This is a genomic window from Brasilonema angustatum (assembly GCF_059505445.1).
This window is the reverse complement of sequence record NZ_JCACKO010000053.1, coordinates 1-14,241: the sequence shown is the minus strand read 5'-3', so window position 1 is coordinate 14,241 and position 14,241 is coordinate 1. Positions and strand designations below refer to the sequence as shown.

The window sequence follows — 14,241 nt, the reverse complement described above, 5'->3', positions numbered from 1 at the left end:
GCGTGCGCTTGCGCTTACGCCAACGCAGTAATAACAGGAGTTGTAATCTCCCATATCAGGAGATTTCAATCACGAATTTGCTGAGACAGCGACAACAGACACCCAGGTAGCAGTAATACGATATGTTGCTACAAGGCGATCGCCAATCATCGAAGAATAGTGGAATTTTGGTAGAAGCCGTCAACTGGTAGTTTGCAACTTTGCCTGGTTCTGGAGGTATAGATTCCCTGTGGTTACACTAATACTTTCTAGTGTCAACTCATTTTATTTTTCAGTTAACGACAAATATTACATGGTTTTAAATCTTACTGTGTATAACATTGAGTAAGACGTATAAGTAACATCTGTAGGCTTTGACAAACGCAATTACGTGTTATCACTTGCACAGTATAAAACTAATAGAAACAATTTAAGATTAACTCTCAGTTAAGTTAGTTTTAAGAGTTAGCAGCTAAAAAATAAGTAGCAAATTTGTCAAGAACTAGGGGGGTAAGGGAATAAAGGCTTCGCCGTGAGCGCTCAGCCGAACGGTGTTAGATAAGGCTGTTTCATTTCCTAAAAATGTAAAATGACAAGCATCGAGGGGATGAAAATCATAGGTGCAAATCTAATTTCACAACTGCAACAAGTTAAAGATTTTCGCATCGTAAAGAGGGCACAAATGGAGGATGAGCTCAGCGGAGGAGATGGACAAGGTGGAGGAGAAAAGGAAACCCCGCACAAGGCGGGGTCGTCATTGGTGTGTTCGTCTGTTTTTAATTAGTGGCGAGTGAAGCTAGCTTATGCATTTTTACTCGCGCCCCCTAAGCCATTGGCTTGAACACACAGACTGCTGTCGCAGCCCTATTTTCTCTGATCCAACTACATTAAGAGTTTGCGGTTATCTTAATACCATTCAGTTTTAGGCGTGTTTATAATGCATTTTTATGCCCACTTATTGATTCAGGGACTGCCGGTATACTTCAGCACACCATCAATATTTTCAATTCCTCGCAAGACTGTTGATGTCCACTGAGGTGTGCCATTTCTTCGATTACAGGCAGCTTTTAAATTGTTTCCTCTAATGCTAATATTCTGGCAAGTGAACTGATAATTGCTAACTTTATTAGGGTCAGTTACTCTCAAAGTGCCGTTAACATTTTCAATCCCCCGTAAGACTATTGAAGTTTTGTTGAACGAACCATTGATTCGGCTACATTGAGCTGAGAGAATGTTGCCATAAACTGAGATGTGGTTACAACTTCTCTGATAACCCTTTGGTGTAGCATTAGCAGGACTATTAATCCCAACTAAAGTAGATGTTGCTAAAAGAGCAATTATATTAAATAAATTTCGCTTCATGATTTGCTTGTTTACTACTATGAACAAGATGTGCGAGGGAACCCTGCCTAAGGATAGGGGGGTACGTGCCGTCTTTCCTTACTTAGAGCTTGAAAGAACTGGTTTATGCATTCCTGACTCGCACCACCCGCTACATTTTTCCAAGACTTAACAGGACTTCCTTGGCGCAAAGCTCTGCGGGGGAAGTACCCTGTGTAAGACTTTGGGTAGCGCCCCCTATGCGCCTACAGCACGGCTAAGCGCAGAACGGATCGGGCGAACGCACTCTTGGGGCGAGCATTTCCGAAGGTTTCTTTGTACAAATTACCGAACAAACGACAAAATCAGCAATTGAGACCTATGCTAAACAGAGACACACCTTAAAATGAAAAGAAGTATCACCCAATCAGTTCATTGATTCTTTATCTATGTCATTTCTTGCGGGTTTAGCAGCGATCGCAGTCTTGGCTGTTTTGATCCTGGTGCATGAGTTTGGACATTTTATTGCAGCAAGATCCCAAGGGATTTACGTCAATCGCTTTTCTCTGGGCTTTGGCCCAGTGATTTGGAAGTATCAAGGAGTACAAACGGAATACGCTGTCCGTGCTTTTCCTCTGGGTGGGTTTGTCGGTTTTCCAGACGATGACCCAGATAGTGATATTCCTCCCAATGACCCAAATCTTTTACGTAACCGCCCTGTTTTAGATCGGGCGATTGTGATTAGTGCAGGAGTGATAGCAAATTTAATATTTGCCTACTTCCTGCTTGTAACACAGGTGGGTGTTGTAGGTGTAAACATACCGCAACCGGCTCAAAAGGGGATTCTCATCCCAGAATTAATTTCACAACCAGTTTCTGTTGCGGCTAAAGCAGGTCTTCAGGCTGGAGATGTCATTTTAGCTGCTGATAACAAAACTTTTGGAACTTCTGAGCAAGAATTAAAAGCTTTCACAGAAATCGTCAAAAGTCATTTGGGTAAGCCGATTAATTTGACAATCGCCCGTGGCGATCAAAAACTGTCTGTGAATCTGACTCCTGAAGCTAATGCTAAGGGAGAAGGTAGCATAGGTGTCCGCCTTTCTCCTAACCAGAAAATCGTGCATCGTCGCGCGACAAACCCCGTAGAAGCATTAAAAATTGGCGCTACACAATTTCAACAGATTCTCATCAAGACATCTCAAGGTTTTGGACAATTAGTTACTAACTTCAGCGAAACAGCAAGCCAAGTCGCAGGTCCAGTTAAAATTGTCGAGATTGGTGCAACCTGGGCTCAGAATGATATCAGCAATTTGTTGTTCTTTGGTGCTTTGATCAGCATTAACTTGGCTTTCATCAACATTTTGCCCTTACCAGCTTTAGATGGAGGACAACTTGCTTTTCTGCTGATTGAAGGTTTGCGCGGTAAACCTTTACCGAATCGTGTTCAAGAAGGTGTCATGCAAACGGGTTTAGTGATACTTTTAGGACTAGGCATTTTTCTCATCGTCAAAGAAACTACCCAATTGGAGTGGGTGCAAAGATTATTCCAGTAATGAGTATCCGCAAAAAGTCATCTAAGAAGCAACGGGCGCTAGAAATCCTAGTTCGCCTGAAGCGTCTTTATCCAGATGCAACTTGCTCTTTAAACTACTCAACCCCAGTACAGTTGCTGGTGGCTACGATTCTCTCAGCTCAGTGTACCGATGAACGAGTGAATCTAGTCACACCAGCTTTGTTTAGTAAATTTCCAGATGCAGCAAGTCTGGCAAATGCTGATTTGGCAGAGTTAGAAACAAGCGTGCGTTCCACAGGGTTCTATCGCAATAAGGCAAAGAATATTCAAGCTGCTTGTCGGATGATTATCAATGAGTTTGGCGGTGATGTCCCCAAGCAGATGGAACAGATGTTGCGGCTTCCAGGTGTGGCGCGAAAGACAGCAAATGTTGTGCTTGCTCATGCTTATGGAATTAATGCTGGGGTGACAGTGGATACTCATGTGAAACGTCTGAGTGAGCGTTTGGGGTTAACTGAACACACAGATCCCATCCGTATTGAACGAGATTTGATGAGTTTATTGCCTCAAGCAGATTGGGAAAATTGGTCTATTCGGCTGGTTTATCATGGTCGTGCGATTTGTAAAGCGCGATCGCCTGCTTGTGATGCTTGTGAATTAGCTGACCTATGCCCTTCTGCTTTTAGCGTGCCACAGGTAACTGTCAAAGCAAAAATTAAGGAAGCTTAGGAACCTAGCCCTACAGACCCTCTCTAAAAGAGACTTTGGTCACTAGACGCGGGATTATATAGAATGGAAAATGCTGTCTTTAAAATGAATCACTGAGTATTATGGCAAAAAAGAGCTTGATAGAACGCGAGAAAAAACGCGCCAGATTGGTGGCTAAATATGCTGAAAAACGCGAAGCACTCCTGGAAGAATTCAGACAAACAGAATCTCCTGTTGATAAGCTAGAAATTCACCGTGAAATTCAACAGCTACCCCGCAATAGCGCTCCCAGCCGCCACCGTAACCGTTGCTGGTTAACAGGTCGTTCCAGAGGAGTTTACCGCGACTTTGGGCTATCTCGCAACGTTCTGCGGGAATGGGCACACGAAGGTCTTTTACCCGGAGTTGTTAAGTCCAGTTGGTAGTTGCTTAGTCATTAGTCATTAGTCATTAGTCATTAGTCATAAGCTTTAGACAAAGAACCAAGGACTAATGACGAAGGACAACAGACATAAATTATTTATTGCCTATTTATTGCCCACAACACTTGTCAATCCCCAAACTTTCTAGGAGTAAGTCGCTAACGGCGTTAGCAATAGCAAACTCTCCGTAGAAACTTTTGGAAAAATCAAACGACTGCATCTCTGTAACAATGGCAATAACCAGAGAACCTAAGTCGTTTTCTCCTTCCATCCGTTGACGCACAAAAATTTGTGCAGCCCTTTGGGCGATCGTCTGATTGATTGTTTCTGGGATAAATTCTTCATCCAGCCACTGATGCAAGCGTTGCTGTAACCATTTTCCCTCAAGCATCGGATCTTGAGGTGGTGGTAGGGTGATGGGTGGAATGGGTTGTGTCATTTTCTTGTTTTTATATAAAAGAGGTTCGTAGTAGTCGCACAAGCGCTGACTACAAACGATGTATATTCCTTATTTCTATGAAATATGATGTTGCCACTATTATTCAAGGCTATGCTCAAGGTTATTTTCTCATGGCTGATGAGAATGATGTCTTGGGGTGGTATGGGAGTCGCGATCGCACTCTCATTCCTTTAGATCAAAGATTTCGCTATCCCAAGTCCCTACAGCGTGTTCTGAATCAAGAGCGTTTTAGCGTTGCGATTAACCGCAATTTCAAAGCCGTCGTAGCTGGATGCGCTAACCGAGAATCAACTTGGATTTCACCAGAGTTAAAACAGATTTATTGGGAACTTTACCAGACGGGTTGGGCGTACAGTTTTGAAACTTGGCAAGGGGATGAACTGGCTGGGGGAATTTTAGGAATTGTGATTAGGGGTGCTTTTATTGGGGAGTCGATGTTTTACCGCATCCCGGAAGGTTCAAAGGTGGCGATGGTGAAGTTGGTGGAACTGTTGCGCAAAAGGCGATTTGTGATGTTTGATGCTCAGATGATGAATCCCCATTTGGAGAGGTTTGGTGCTTATGGGGTGAAAGATGATGAGTACATGGTGTTACTTGATAAAGCTTTGCATCGTTCTTGTTCTCTACTTTAGTTTTTGTTGTGATCAGTTAACCAATGTGATCAGCTCAAGATGATGAGTACGTTGATTATCTAATCTTGCCCCGCTGACAGCTTCATAACTATAGCAATCCTAAATCATTTATAAACAATTCCTGTTCCCTGCCCTCATGGGACAATTTACAATCTCATTTAGGACTGCTATAGCAGTGAGGGTTTTATATCGTGTCCGGTTAAAGACTTATCATTAAGGCTCTTCGGGAGCAGGGGGTAGGGAGCACCGGAGAAAGAGTTTTTAGGTTTTGGCACAGATGCACCGAATTATAATTAATTAGGCGCACATGGTATTACTATTGCAGTTGCTAGTTTACCTGTTTCCGTAACTCTGCTTCAAGTTCTTCAACAGTTACGGATTTTGCATTCGCCTTTATCCTGTCTGATAATTCATAAAACGCTTCATTGTCTTCTGGATGTTGCAATACGTAAGCTCGTAATTCAGCTTTACTCATGACCTTGAAATCCGGTTTTGTCATAATTGACCTTTTTCGCAGCTTCCTTCTTATTGCCCTAAATTGCTACGCAGCTTGGCGATGTCACGATGCGGGGGAATACCAAATAGTTTTTTATATTCCCGGCTGAAATAAGACGGGTCATCGTAACCGACGCTCATGCTGGCGATCGCCACGTCCATGTTTTCGCCGAGCATCAGACGGCGCGCTTCCTGAAGCCGTATTTGTTTCTGGAACTGCAAGGGACTCATGGCCGTAACAGACTTGAAATGAGAGTGAAAGCCTGACACGCTCATGCCGAGTGAGCGGGCTGTATCTTCGATCTTCAGCGGCTGATCAATGTTCTCGCGGATTTGCTTGACGACCCTAGAGATGCGCTGCGCGTCCCCTTCTGTAGTGATAAGCTGGCTGAGCCGTGCGCCTTGTTTTCCTTTTAAAAGCCGATAGATGATCTCGCGGATAATGAGCGGCGCGAGAAACTTCATTTCGTCCGGCGTGTCAAATAGTTTCACCAATTTGACGACCGCTTCCAGCAAGTCGGCATCAACCGGGCTGACATCCATCGCCTTGACTCTAGCACCGCTTTTTTTAGTTTCGATGCCGGATTCAATCATCACCGCAGCCACAAGCGCCGGATCGAGGTCTATCCGAAGATTCAAATAAGGTTTTTCCTCGGACGCTTCGACGACATTACTCATAATCGGCAGATCGAGCGTCGAGATTAAGTAATGACCGGAGTCGTAGTGAAATAATTCATCGTTCAAAAGCACATCCTTGCTACCCTGCGCGATGACGCAGAAGGCGGGCTTTAATACGGATATCTGGCTCTCGGTCGGTTTCGACGATTGATATATGAAAATGCCCGGAAACAGTTCCACTATGCTGTTTTCGGGAGCGAGACGAATCATTCTTTCGATCAGATCTTCCCGATTGATCTGCATCTTTCGCTTTTCAAGTTCTGCTTCTTTTTGGTTCATAAATTTATCTTAAACGCTCTGTTTCTCAAGAGCACGTTGCGCGGCGGATTTTTAGAGAATTGTCCGGTTTTTTTCGACAAACGTCCTCACGCTATCCGTTCTCACGCCCGCATAATTGAACTCATACGGTATAAAGATTTGGGAAAAGCGTTTTTACTAGCGGAGCTTTCTAAAACTTTTAGTAGCATTGCCGCTAATGCTTATATTCAGAAAATAAGCAATAAGTACAGATCAAGAAGTAAATAAAATGAAGATGAAATATATATGCATTTTAACGATGATGACTTTTATGATAAGCGGGCAGGCTTACACACAAACAGAAAAAAAAGGAGAATCAAAACAAATAGCAGAAATGGAACAAATAACACCAAAGGGATATACAACTTTTAAGGTAAGCGACAACGTTACGATGTATAAGGTTAATTTTAAAAACCAATACAAAATGAATGTTGCGGGACATCTATTTATTCCCAAGAATTTAGATCAAAGTAAAAAACATTCGGCGATCATTGTTGGGCATCCTATGGGAGCTGTAAAAGAACAAAGTGCCAACGTGTATGCTGCGAATATGGCTGAACGAGGGTTTGTGACTTTATCTCTTGACTTGTCTTTTTGGGGAGAGAGTGAGGGCAAACCACGCAATGCTGTTGCACCTGATATTTATTCTGAAGATTTCAGTGCAGCAGTTGACTTTCTTGGCACCCGTCCATTTGTTGACAAAAACCGAATCGGAATAATTGGAATTTGTGGTAGCGGAAGCTTTGTTGTTAGTGCCGCTAAGATTGATCCACGAATGAAAGCTATCGCAACTGTCAGCATGTACGATATGGGAGCAGCCAACCGAAATGCACTTAACCATTCTCTGACTCTTGAGCAGAGAAAGAAAATCCAGAAGGAGGCTGCGGAACAACGTTATGTAGAGTTTACCGATGGTGAAACCAAATACACGGGTGGGACTGTACATAAGTTAGATGAAAACACAGACCCCATCCAGCGTGAGTTTTATGATTTCTACCGAACTCCGCGAGGTGAATACACTCCAAAAGGAGGGTCGCCGAAACTCACAACGCACCCGACGTTAAGCAGTAACGTTAAGTTTATGAATTTTTACCCGTTTAATGACATAGAAACGATTTCCCCTCGTCCTATGCTTTTCATTACGGGTGATAAAGCTCACTCAAGAGAGTTTAGTGAGGATGCTTACAAACGTGCAGCCGAACCCAAAGAATTGTATATCGTTCCAAAAGCAGGACACGTTGATTTGTATGACAGAGTTGAGTTAATTCCCTTTGATAAACTCACTTCATTTTTTACTGAGCATTTAAAGTAACGTTCGTTTGGGATAAAAACCGAAGAATTATTGAAGAAACCGTCGTTTTTGAAAGTACGATTGCGTTTCTGTTTTGAGCCGGGTGAGAAGCATTGACATGGCGCTACGGCAACCACAGCAATGACGCACATCGCCATTCAGGAATGACTCGACGGTAAACCCGTGGATTGGATGGAACAGGTCAGTGACGAACAGTACGAAGGAAAGTCTTAATGCTTTTGAAATGGCTTACCATTAAGGGAAAAAATTACCAGAAATGTGCCTAGTTCTATCAACGTGACGGTAGAGCTAATTCAGTAGAAACGTCAAAAAAGATAGAAATGAAACTGCTTGCGACAAAAACTTCCCGAATCAGCAACACAAGGAGTAAAAAATGACAACGAACGAGAATGGAAACTATACAGGAAAGGTTGCGTTTGTAACCGGAGCAGCGAACGGCATCGGTCGAGTTACGGCGCTGGCGTTTGCCCGTAAAGGCGTTCATGTGGTGGTCGCCGACGTTTCGGAACAGGGCAATCAAGAAACGGCGCGCATGATCGAAGACCTCGGCGGACGGGCGATCGCCGTCAAGTGCGATGTGACGCGAGCCCTTGACGTGAAGGCAGCTCTTTCCAAGACCATCGAAACCTTCGGGCGGCTGGACTTTGCCTTTAACAACGCCGGTGTGGAGCAGAAGAATGCAGCAACAGCGGAAATTGAAGAGGAAGAGTGGGATCGGATCGTCAACATTAACCTGCGCGGCGTTTTTCTGTGCATGAAGTATGAAATCCCGCTGCTACTCAAGCAAGGCGGCGGCGCAATCGTGAACACATCATCGGGCGCAGGCGTCATAGGCATCAAGGGCGGAGCCGCATACACCGCCGCAAAACACGGCTTGATCGGACTCACCAAGTCGGCGGCTCTCGACTACGCCTCGCAGAACATCCGCATCAACGCCGTCTGTCCTGGCTATATTGACACGTCGATGATGGATCGCTTCACTGGCGGCACTCCTGAAGGACGAGAACAGGTAATCTCAGAGGAACCGATTGGAAGGATGGGACAGCCCGAAGAGATCGCCAATGCCGTGGTCTGGCTGTGTTCGGATGCGTCTTCCTTCGTTGTCGGGCACGCCTTGGTCGTTGATGGCGGTCAAACGGTGTAGTGATGGTCAGAGCAAAAGAACCTGACTCAGCAGAGCTGGAGAGAGTAGGAGGAAATTATGTAAAAAACTCAGACAACAATCCTTAATCTAGACCTTTCGGGCAAACTTTTATTAACCAAAAGTCTGGGCATGTTATCACAACTTCATCGGTTGCTGGATTAAAAGCTTATCCAGGTGGTGTGGTGTACGGTGGGACGAAATGGTTCGTGCGCGATTTAATGGAACTTCTACGCATGGAGTCTGCTCAAGAGGGGACTAACATTCGTACTGCGACAATTTATCCTGCTGCAATTAATACTCTCGTTGTTAGATCATATCAAATCCGGTAGCATCTGAGTGATAAAAAAACCGCAGAGGCGCAGAGGACACACAGAGAGAGAGGAAGGAGGAAAAATTCCGATATAAACGGATTTGATATCAGATTACCAACCAAGATGTGGCTGAAAAAATGACAGAGTTGTATGAACAATATGGCATCTCACCAGATCGAGTAGCCAATGTTGTGGCGTTTGCGATTGACCAGCCAGAAGATACAAACGTGAACGAATTTACGATTGGCCCAACCACGCAGCCTTGGTAAGGATAGTGCTGGTAGTTAGGCTGAGTGCGATCGCCGCCTTGCTTGAGATGACCCTAGGTGGTGCAGAGTCGGTACTGGAGTGTGTGGGTAGTGAGTCTGCAATGGCAACGGCGATTGGTCTTGCGCGTTTTTCCGTAATTGGGATATTTGCTTTGTGACACCACCCCGCCGCAACCTCGTGAGTGTCAATCTATTATCTAAATCTGCCAAAAACTGATATCCTAGCAACTAGTAGTTAAAGGTACCCAATTTAATTGTAATTGAACGTGGCTCAAAACTACCGTAATGCTAAGCTCAGAGGCAAATCTTTCAAAGGGCAAGACTTAACAGGTACGGACTTCTCCTATTGCGATATCCGAGGTGCTGACTTTACAGGTGCGACCCTTAGAGGAGCAAACTTCAGTTATGCGCAAGCAGGACTACAACGCCGTTGGGCATTTGCGTTAGTCATATTTGCGTTACTGCTATCGGCAGTATCAGGATTGCTATCGGCTGTTGGTGGTTCGTTGCTAGGATTTATTCTAGTGGATGGCAACCGTCAAAATGTCTATGTTACTGTCATCAGTTCAATAATATTGTTAATCTTTTTTCTCATCTCTATGCGCCGAGGAGTGGCAGCAGGCTGTGGGTTTTTGGCAGCGGCTGTTATAGGATGTGGGCTTGCAGCAGTCGTATGGGCTGGGATAGTGGCTGTGGCATGGGTTGGGACAGGCACTCAGACACGGGTGATGGAATTGGCATCTGTGGTATCGGTAGTCGTCACAGGGGCTGTGGCAGTTATAGTGTCTGCAACAGGACTAGTGGTTATATCCGGGGCGGCTGTGGTGGCAGGATTTATCGCTGGGTTATTAGCAGTCGCGCTGACAGTGTCAGTCGCAGGGGCTGTAGCGGGAGTAGTAGTTATAGCCGCTGTAAAGATAGCTGGTGTCGTCGCAGCAATACCAGCTTCTGTAGTAGCAATATTAACCTTAATTGTGTCTGCTGATGTGAGTTGCCGTGGCTTATATCAAGATGATAAGCAAAGCTGGATTGCCAATATTGCTATTGGTTTGGTAACAGGACACGCCACCCGTTTTCAAGAAAGTGATTTAACTGATGCGGATTTTACGCAGGCAAAACTTAAAAACGCTACCTTTAAAAAATCTATCTTGGCACGTACCTGTTGGTTTCAGGCGAAAAAGTTGAATCTGGCTGATATTAGAACAACTTATCTTAAGGATGAAAAGATCAGACAGCTATTGGTGACAAAACAGTTACAAAACCAAAATTTTGATGGCTGGAATTTGCAAGGTATCAATTTGCAAGGAGCAAATTTTGCAGATGCTAGCTTAGTTGCAACTGTGCTGAATGAGTCTAACTTACAAGATGCTGATTTTTCCAGAGCCAACCTTACAAGAGCACAATTAGATAGAACCGATTTTAGAGGTGCAACTCTTACAGGCGCATACATCGGGAACTGGGGGGTGACACCGGAAACCAAGCTAGATGGGGTTAAGTGTGAGTACACTTTTCTGTGTGTACCCACAAAAGATAATCCTAATCCCCATCGTTTACCCAGCAACTGGGAAGAAACATTTGAAGATGGGGAGTTTACTCAATTTATCAGGACATCATCAAAATTCTCAACAATTTAGACAAAAGACTTGACCGAAACTAAGGGTGTGAGGGGAAATACATTTATTTTCTTATACCTTTACACCCCTATACCCCTATACCCCTATACCCCTAGTTGTTGACTCGACGTTCTGTTACCAAAGTCAGCGTAACCCATTCGCCTTTGTCGTCGTAGCTGCGAATCATCCGTTGACGTAAGTCTGGTTGGATCAGCCAACCGACTTCAAGAAAAAGTGGTTGACGTAATTGCAACTTGAGTAAAGAGGTTGCAGAAGCACCATCAGGTAGAAGTAGGACTTGTATCTGCTTTTGAGGATCTTGATTGAAGTGGATGATAGAGTCTTTAACAGTGGCTGTTGAAGTGATTGTGCGTTCGCCAAAAGTTAAGCTTTGCGTTAATCGCCCAGCACCATCAAGTTGTAGTTGCATTTTGGTGGGGTAACTTTGGGGTGAACGCCAATCTGGATATATTGTCACTGCTTCACCCTGCCATTCTCCCAAAAGGTCATCTACTTTTAAAGGTGGACGTTTGACTGGTTGAGTTCCAGCCAGATGTTCTCGAATGAGAGTAAATTGATCTAGCTGGAGGTTTTTGTCAAATAACTGAACCAGACGTAAGCGGCAATTTTCCCAAATGAAACCCAGTTCTGCGCCAAATTCGGAAAATGGACCAAGTTGTGTTGAACCTTGAGAAAACGCCCCATTTTCAAAAAACAGCACGCTACGTCCTAAGGACGAGTATTCTAAAGTCTTTTCATTTTCCGCTAAGCGAATTGTTTGGCGGATTGTTTGATTGTTGTTTAACCCTTCCAAGGAAACTATGCTGGGAACATCTTCTAGAATTTCACCTTGAGGCGAGATACGGGTAAATGAACCTTGCCATTCACCGAGGTTTGTCAGCAAAGATTCCCATTGCGATCGCATCGTTATAATTTTTTAGCTATGAATCAGATATTCTACCTTATAAAGTAGGTAGGTGTGAATAAACCTCACTATGTAACAGAATGTAAATTTGTCAAACCCTTGCGATTGGGTTGAGTCGATGGGGAGTATTATCGTCCGTACCTCTGAGTTAGAACCGTACGTGGCACTTTCGCGGCATACGGCTCCCGATGTTCTTAGCTAGAGCTTTTGCTCGTGTGGATGTAAGTAAGTCGGCACAATAAAACAAAACTGTGTTAAGAAATGTAAACAAGACTCAAACCTTTTTTATCCTTGTTCCTTGCCTGATCCCGACGATAATTATTTACGCCGACCTACTTATTTTTATTCCCTATTGTCTCCCTAAATCCTGTACTCTAAACCCTGTAGTCTGTTCCTTTATCTCCTTGTTCCCTTGTCCCCCTATTCCCATCCCAGTTTGCTACATTCAGCACAAACTAGAAAAAATATAGACGTTGAAAGGTTCTTTTTAATGAATTGTATAAAGTGGCGCTTTTTACTGAATTTTATTCCAAACTGGCGGCGGTTGTTTTCCTTATCTGTGCTGCTGAGTTGCTTGTTATTCACAAATGTACAGTCAGCGTTTGCTGATCTTAATAACGACAGATACGATGGCAATATTTTTGTGGTTTATGCGGGGAATGGTTCACTGGTTCCTCCTAAAGTGACTCTGGCAAAAGCTTTAGCAGAGCATAAACCAACGCTGTTAGCATTTTATTTGGATGACAGCAGCGATTGTAAAAAATATGCGATTGTTATTTCGACGATACAAGAATATTACGGTCGAGTAGCAGAAATTATTCCAGTTAATGTTGATAGCATTTTAGATGGAAAAACTTATAACTCTACAGAACCAGCCTATTACTACTCTGGGGTTGTTCCCCAAGTTGTAGTATTTAATCAATCCGGTGAGGTGGTTTTGAATAAAAAGGGTCAAGTCCCCTTTGAGAAAATGGACGACAAATTTAGACAAGTGTTTGATTTATTACCTCGCTCCGAATCAGTACCATTGAAGCGCCGAGCATTTAATGAGTTAAGCAGCGAGTTAGCGAAGTAAGTTGTGGGGCAGACAAATTTTGTCTGCCTTGTTTTTTCGTGTTATTAGATACTGCAAAGCTATTGATTCAAAGGGATAATGTATACGAATAATCTTTAAAAATTGTTGAGAACTGAGGAGTTAGGAAGTCAAGAACAAGTAAGTGAATAAATAATGACTATTGACCAATGACAATGACTTATAAAGTGTGCTCTGATGTCAAAGGTTTACACCACCGAGCAGTTAATTCAAATTTTACGTTCTGAACGCCAAGCTTGCCTCAAGGGAAACCGCCTGAAGTTAGCAGTCACTGTCTCTGGCAATCCTGTCATAGACCAGTTTATCAGAACCGATGGGCTACAACAGTTTACAGCATATCAAGATTTTAAAGCCACCATTCACGAATACCAAAACGAACATCAAGTTTCTGGTATTGTCTGGCGTGAGGTGACTATCAAAGGAAAAATGTTACGCTATCCAGAAGTCGATGCTCAGTTAATTGCTTTAGCCAGTGACATAAAAATATTAAAAGCAGCCAAAAGTTCGATAGTGGAATTTTGGAATCAAGTCACTGTAGGGATGGACTTGTACTTAAGTTTTAGTCATGGCAAACAGCATCGACAGATAGAAAAATTTGATGTAGATAGAATTGCTCAAAGAACAGAATGGACAAGTTTGTCCAAATGTGAAAATACTAATTTTTTGGAAGTGATTTTACACTTAGGATGGGGTCAACCACAGGAAGCCTGTTATAAACGAGGATTTCCAACCTCAGGAAGTGAGTGCATTCATGCTGTCAATCCAGGAAATCGTCCAATTGGTTGAATCAAAAGTAAGGTGGGTCTTGCCCTCCTTACAGCATCCGAAGTTATCAAAATTAAAAATATTAGTGATCCAAAAGAAGTGTTAGGAAAAATACTGGCTTATTCAGTATTATAGAGATTATTGAAGACGCATGCCTAATCAACATTCAACTTCTTGCTGAATTGTTCCAGGAGGATATTAGAGTTAACTATATCACTCAAGACAGCGTTTGAACGCGACTGTTTTACAAGTTATACCATTTCACGAAATCCTTGATACAAATGATTAGTCTCTAATTCTTTCTC

General features: G+C 43.4%; 18 protein-coding genes. 13 read left to right on the top strand and 5 right to left on the bottom strand.

Going from position 1 to position 14,241, the window contains the following annotated elements; genetic code table 11:
- The first annotated feature begins 568 nt into the window (after window positions 1-568).
- A complete protein-coding gene (locus AC5JM2_RS11800) occupies window positions 569-763 on the top strand; it encodes a hypothetical protein (protein ID WP_495835067.1) in 195 nt (64 codons plus the stop codon).
- Between the two features lie 179 nt (window positions 764-942).
- On the opposite strand, the gene AC5JM2_RS11795 is transcribed toward AC5JM2_RS11800, so the two are convergent.
- On the bottom strand, window positions 943-1,341 hold the full coding sequence (locus AC5JM2_RS11795) for a mannose-binding lectin (protein ID WP_495835066.1): 399 nt from the start codon (window positions 1,339-1,341) through the stop codon (window positions 943-945).
- A gap of 407 nt (window positions 1,342-1,748) precedes the next feature.
- Here AC5JM2_RS11795 and rseP point away from each other — a divergent pair, with 407 nt between their 5' ends.
- From rseP to rpsN, 3 genes are all read left to right on the top strand, one after another.
- Window positions 1,749-2,852, top strand: coding sequence for an RIP metalloprotease RseP (rseP, locus tag AC5JM2_RS11790; protein ID WP_495835065.1), 1,104 nt, complete (start codon window positions 1,749-1,751; stop codon window positions 2,850-2,852).
- Window positions 2,852-3,541 carry an endonuclease III gene (gene nth / locus AC5JM2_RS11785; protein ID WP_495835064.1) on the top strand — a complete coding sequence of 230 codons (690 nt, stop codon included), beginning with the start codon at window positions 2,852-2,854 and terminating at the stop codon, window positions 3,539-3,541. Before rseP ends, nth begins: the two co-directional genes overlap by 1 nt.
- Window positions 3,542-3,642: 101 nt before the next feature.
- Window positions 3,643-3,945, top strand: coding sequence for a 30S ribosomal protein S14 (gene rpsN / locus AC5JM2_RS11780; protein WP_495835063.1), 303 nt, complete (start codon window positions 3,643-3,645; stop codon window positions 3,943-3,945).
- A 106-nt stretch (window positions 3,946-4,051) separates the two neighbouring features.
- Here rpsN and AC5JM2_RS11775 read toward each other — a convergent pair whose 3' ends face one another.
- A complete protein-coding gene (locus AC5JM2_RS11775; RefSeq protein ID WP_495835062.1) occupies window positions 4,052-4,381 on the bottom strand; it encodes a DUF8822 family protein in 330 nt (109 codons plus the stop codon).
- A gap of 77 nt (window positions 4,382-4,458) precedes the next feature.
- Here AC5JM2_RS11775 and aat point away from each other — a divergent pair, with 77 nt between their 5' ends.
- On the top strand, window positions 4,459-5,034 hold the full coding sequence (gene aat / locus AC5JM2_RS11770; protein WP_495835061.1) for a leucyl/phenylalanyl-tRNA--protein transferase: 576 nt from the start codon (window positions 4,459-4,461) through the stop codon (window positions 5,032-5,034).
- 328 nt (window positions 5,035-5,362) lie between these two features.
- On the opposite strand, the gene AC5JM2_RS11765 is transcribed toward aat, so the two are convergent.
- Both AC5JM2_RS11765 and AC5JM2_RS11760 read right to left on the bottom strand, forming a co-directional pair.
- Window positions 5,363-5,533 carry a DUF6887 family protein gene (locus AC5JM2_RS11765; RefSeq protein ID WP_495835060.1) on the bottom strand — a complete coding sequence of 57 codons (171 nt, stop codon included), beginning with the start codon at window positions 5,531-5,533 and terminating at the stop codon, window positions 5,363-5,365.
- Window positions 5,534-5,559: 26 nt separating this feature from the next.
- Complete coding sequence (locus AC5JM2_RS11760; RefSeq protein ID WP_495835059.1) at window positions 5,560-6,486, bottom strand: AraC family transcriptional regulator; 927 nt, start codon at window positions 6,484-6,486, stop codon at window positions 5,560-5,562.
- Between the two features lie 277 nt (window positions 6,487-6,763).
- Here AC5JM2_RS11760 and AC5JM2_RS11755 point away from each other — a divergent pair, with 277 nt between their 5' ends.
- The 6 genes from AC5JM2_RS11755 (at window position 6,764) to AC5JM2_RS11730 (ending at window position 11,174) form a co-directional block, all read left to right on the top strand.
- A complete protein-coding gene (locus tag AC5JM2_RS11755; protein ID WP_495835058.1) occupies window positions 6,764-7,816 on the top strand; it encodes an alpha/beta hydrolase in 1,053 nt (350 codons plus the stop codon).
- A 373-nt stretch (window positions 7,817-8,189) separates the two neighbouring features.
- Window positions 8,190-8,960: an SDR family oxidoreductase gene (locus AC5JM2_RS11750; RefSeq protein WP_495835057.1), complete on the top strand. Its 771-nt coding sequence runs from the start codon at window positions 8,190-8,192 to the stop codon at window positions 8,958-8,960.
- A gap of 110 nt (window positions 8,961-9,070) precedes the next feature.
- Window positions 9,071-9,289, top strand: coding sequence for an SDR family oxidoreductase (locus AC5JM2_RS11745; protein WP_495835078.1), 219 nt, complete (start codon window positions 9,071-9,073; stop codon window positions 9,287-9,289).
- 119 nt (window positions 9,290-9,408) lie between these two features.
- Window positions 9,409-9,540 carry a hypothetical protein gene (locus AC5JM2_RS11740; RefSeq protein ID WP_495835056.1) on the top strand — a complete coding sequence of 44 codons (132 nt, stop codon included), beginning with the start codon at window positions 9,409-9,411 and terminating at the stop codon, window positions 9,538-9,540.
- A gap of 5 nt (window positions 9,541-9,545) precedes the next feature.
- Window positions 9,546-9,698, top strand: a complete 153-nt coding sequence (locus AC5JM2_RS11735) for a hypothetical protein (RefSeq protein ID WP_495835055.1) — start codon at window positions 9,546-9,548, stop codon at window positions 9,696-9,698.
- Window positions 9,699-9,806: 108 nt separating this feature from the next.
- Window positions 9,807-11,174: a pentapeptide repeat-containing protein gene (locus AC5JM2_RS11730; RefSeq protein ID WP_495835054.1), complete on the top strand. Its 1,368-nt coding sequence runs from the start codon at window positions 9,807-9,809 to the stop codon at window positions 11,172-11,174.
- Window positions 11,175-11,265: 91 nt separating this feature from the next.
- Here the strand turns inward: AC5JM2_RS11730 and AC5JM2_RS11725 are convergent, their stop codons facing one another.
- Entirely contained in the window at window positions 11,266-12,078 is an 813-nt protein-coding gene (locus tag AC5JM2_RS11725; RefSeq protein WP_495835053.1) for a DUF3598 family protein, read from the bottom strand.
- Between the two features lie 490 nt (window positions 12,079-12,568).
- Here AC5JM2_RS11725 and AC5JM2_RS11720 point away from each other — a divergent pair, with 490 nt between their 5' ends.
- Together AC5JM2_RS11720 and AC5JM2_RS11715 are read left to right on the top strand one after the other, a co-directional pair.
- Window positions 12,569-13,153 carry a thylakoid membrane photosystem I accumulation factor gene (locus tag AC5JM2_RS11720; RefSeq protein ID WP_495835052.1) on the top strand — a complete coding sequence of 195 codons (585 nt, stop codon included), beginning with the start codon at window positions 12,569-12,571 and terminating at the stop codon, window positions 13,151-13,153.
- Between the two features lie 195 nt (window positions 13,154-13,348).
- Window positions 13,349-13,957, top strand: a complete 609-nt coding sequence (locus AC5JM2_RS11715) for a hypothetical protein (protein ID WP_495835051.1) — start codon at window positions 13,349-13,351, stop codon at window positions 13,955-13,957.
- The last annotated feature ends 284 nt before the right edge of the window (window positions 13,958-14,241 follow it).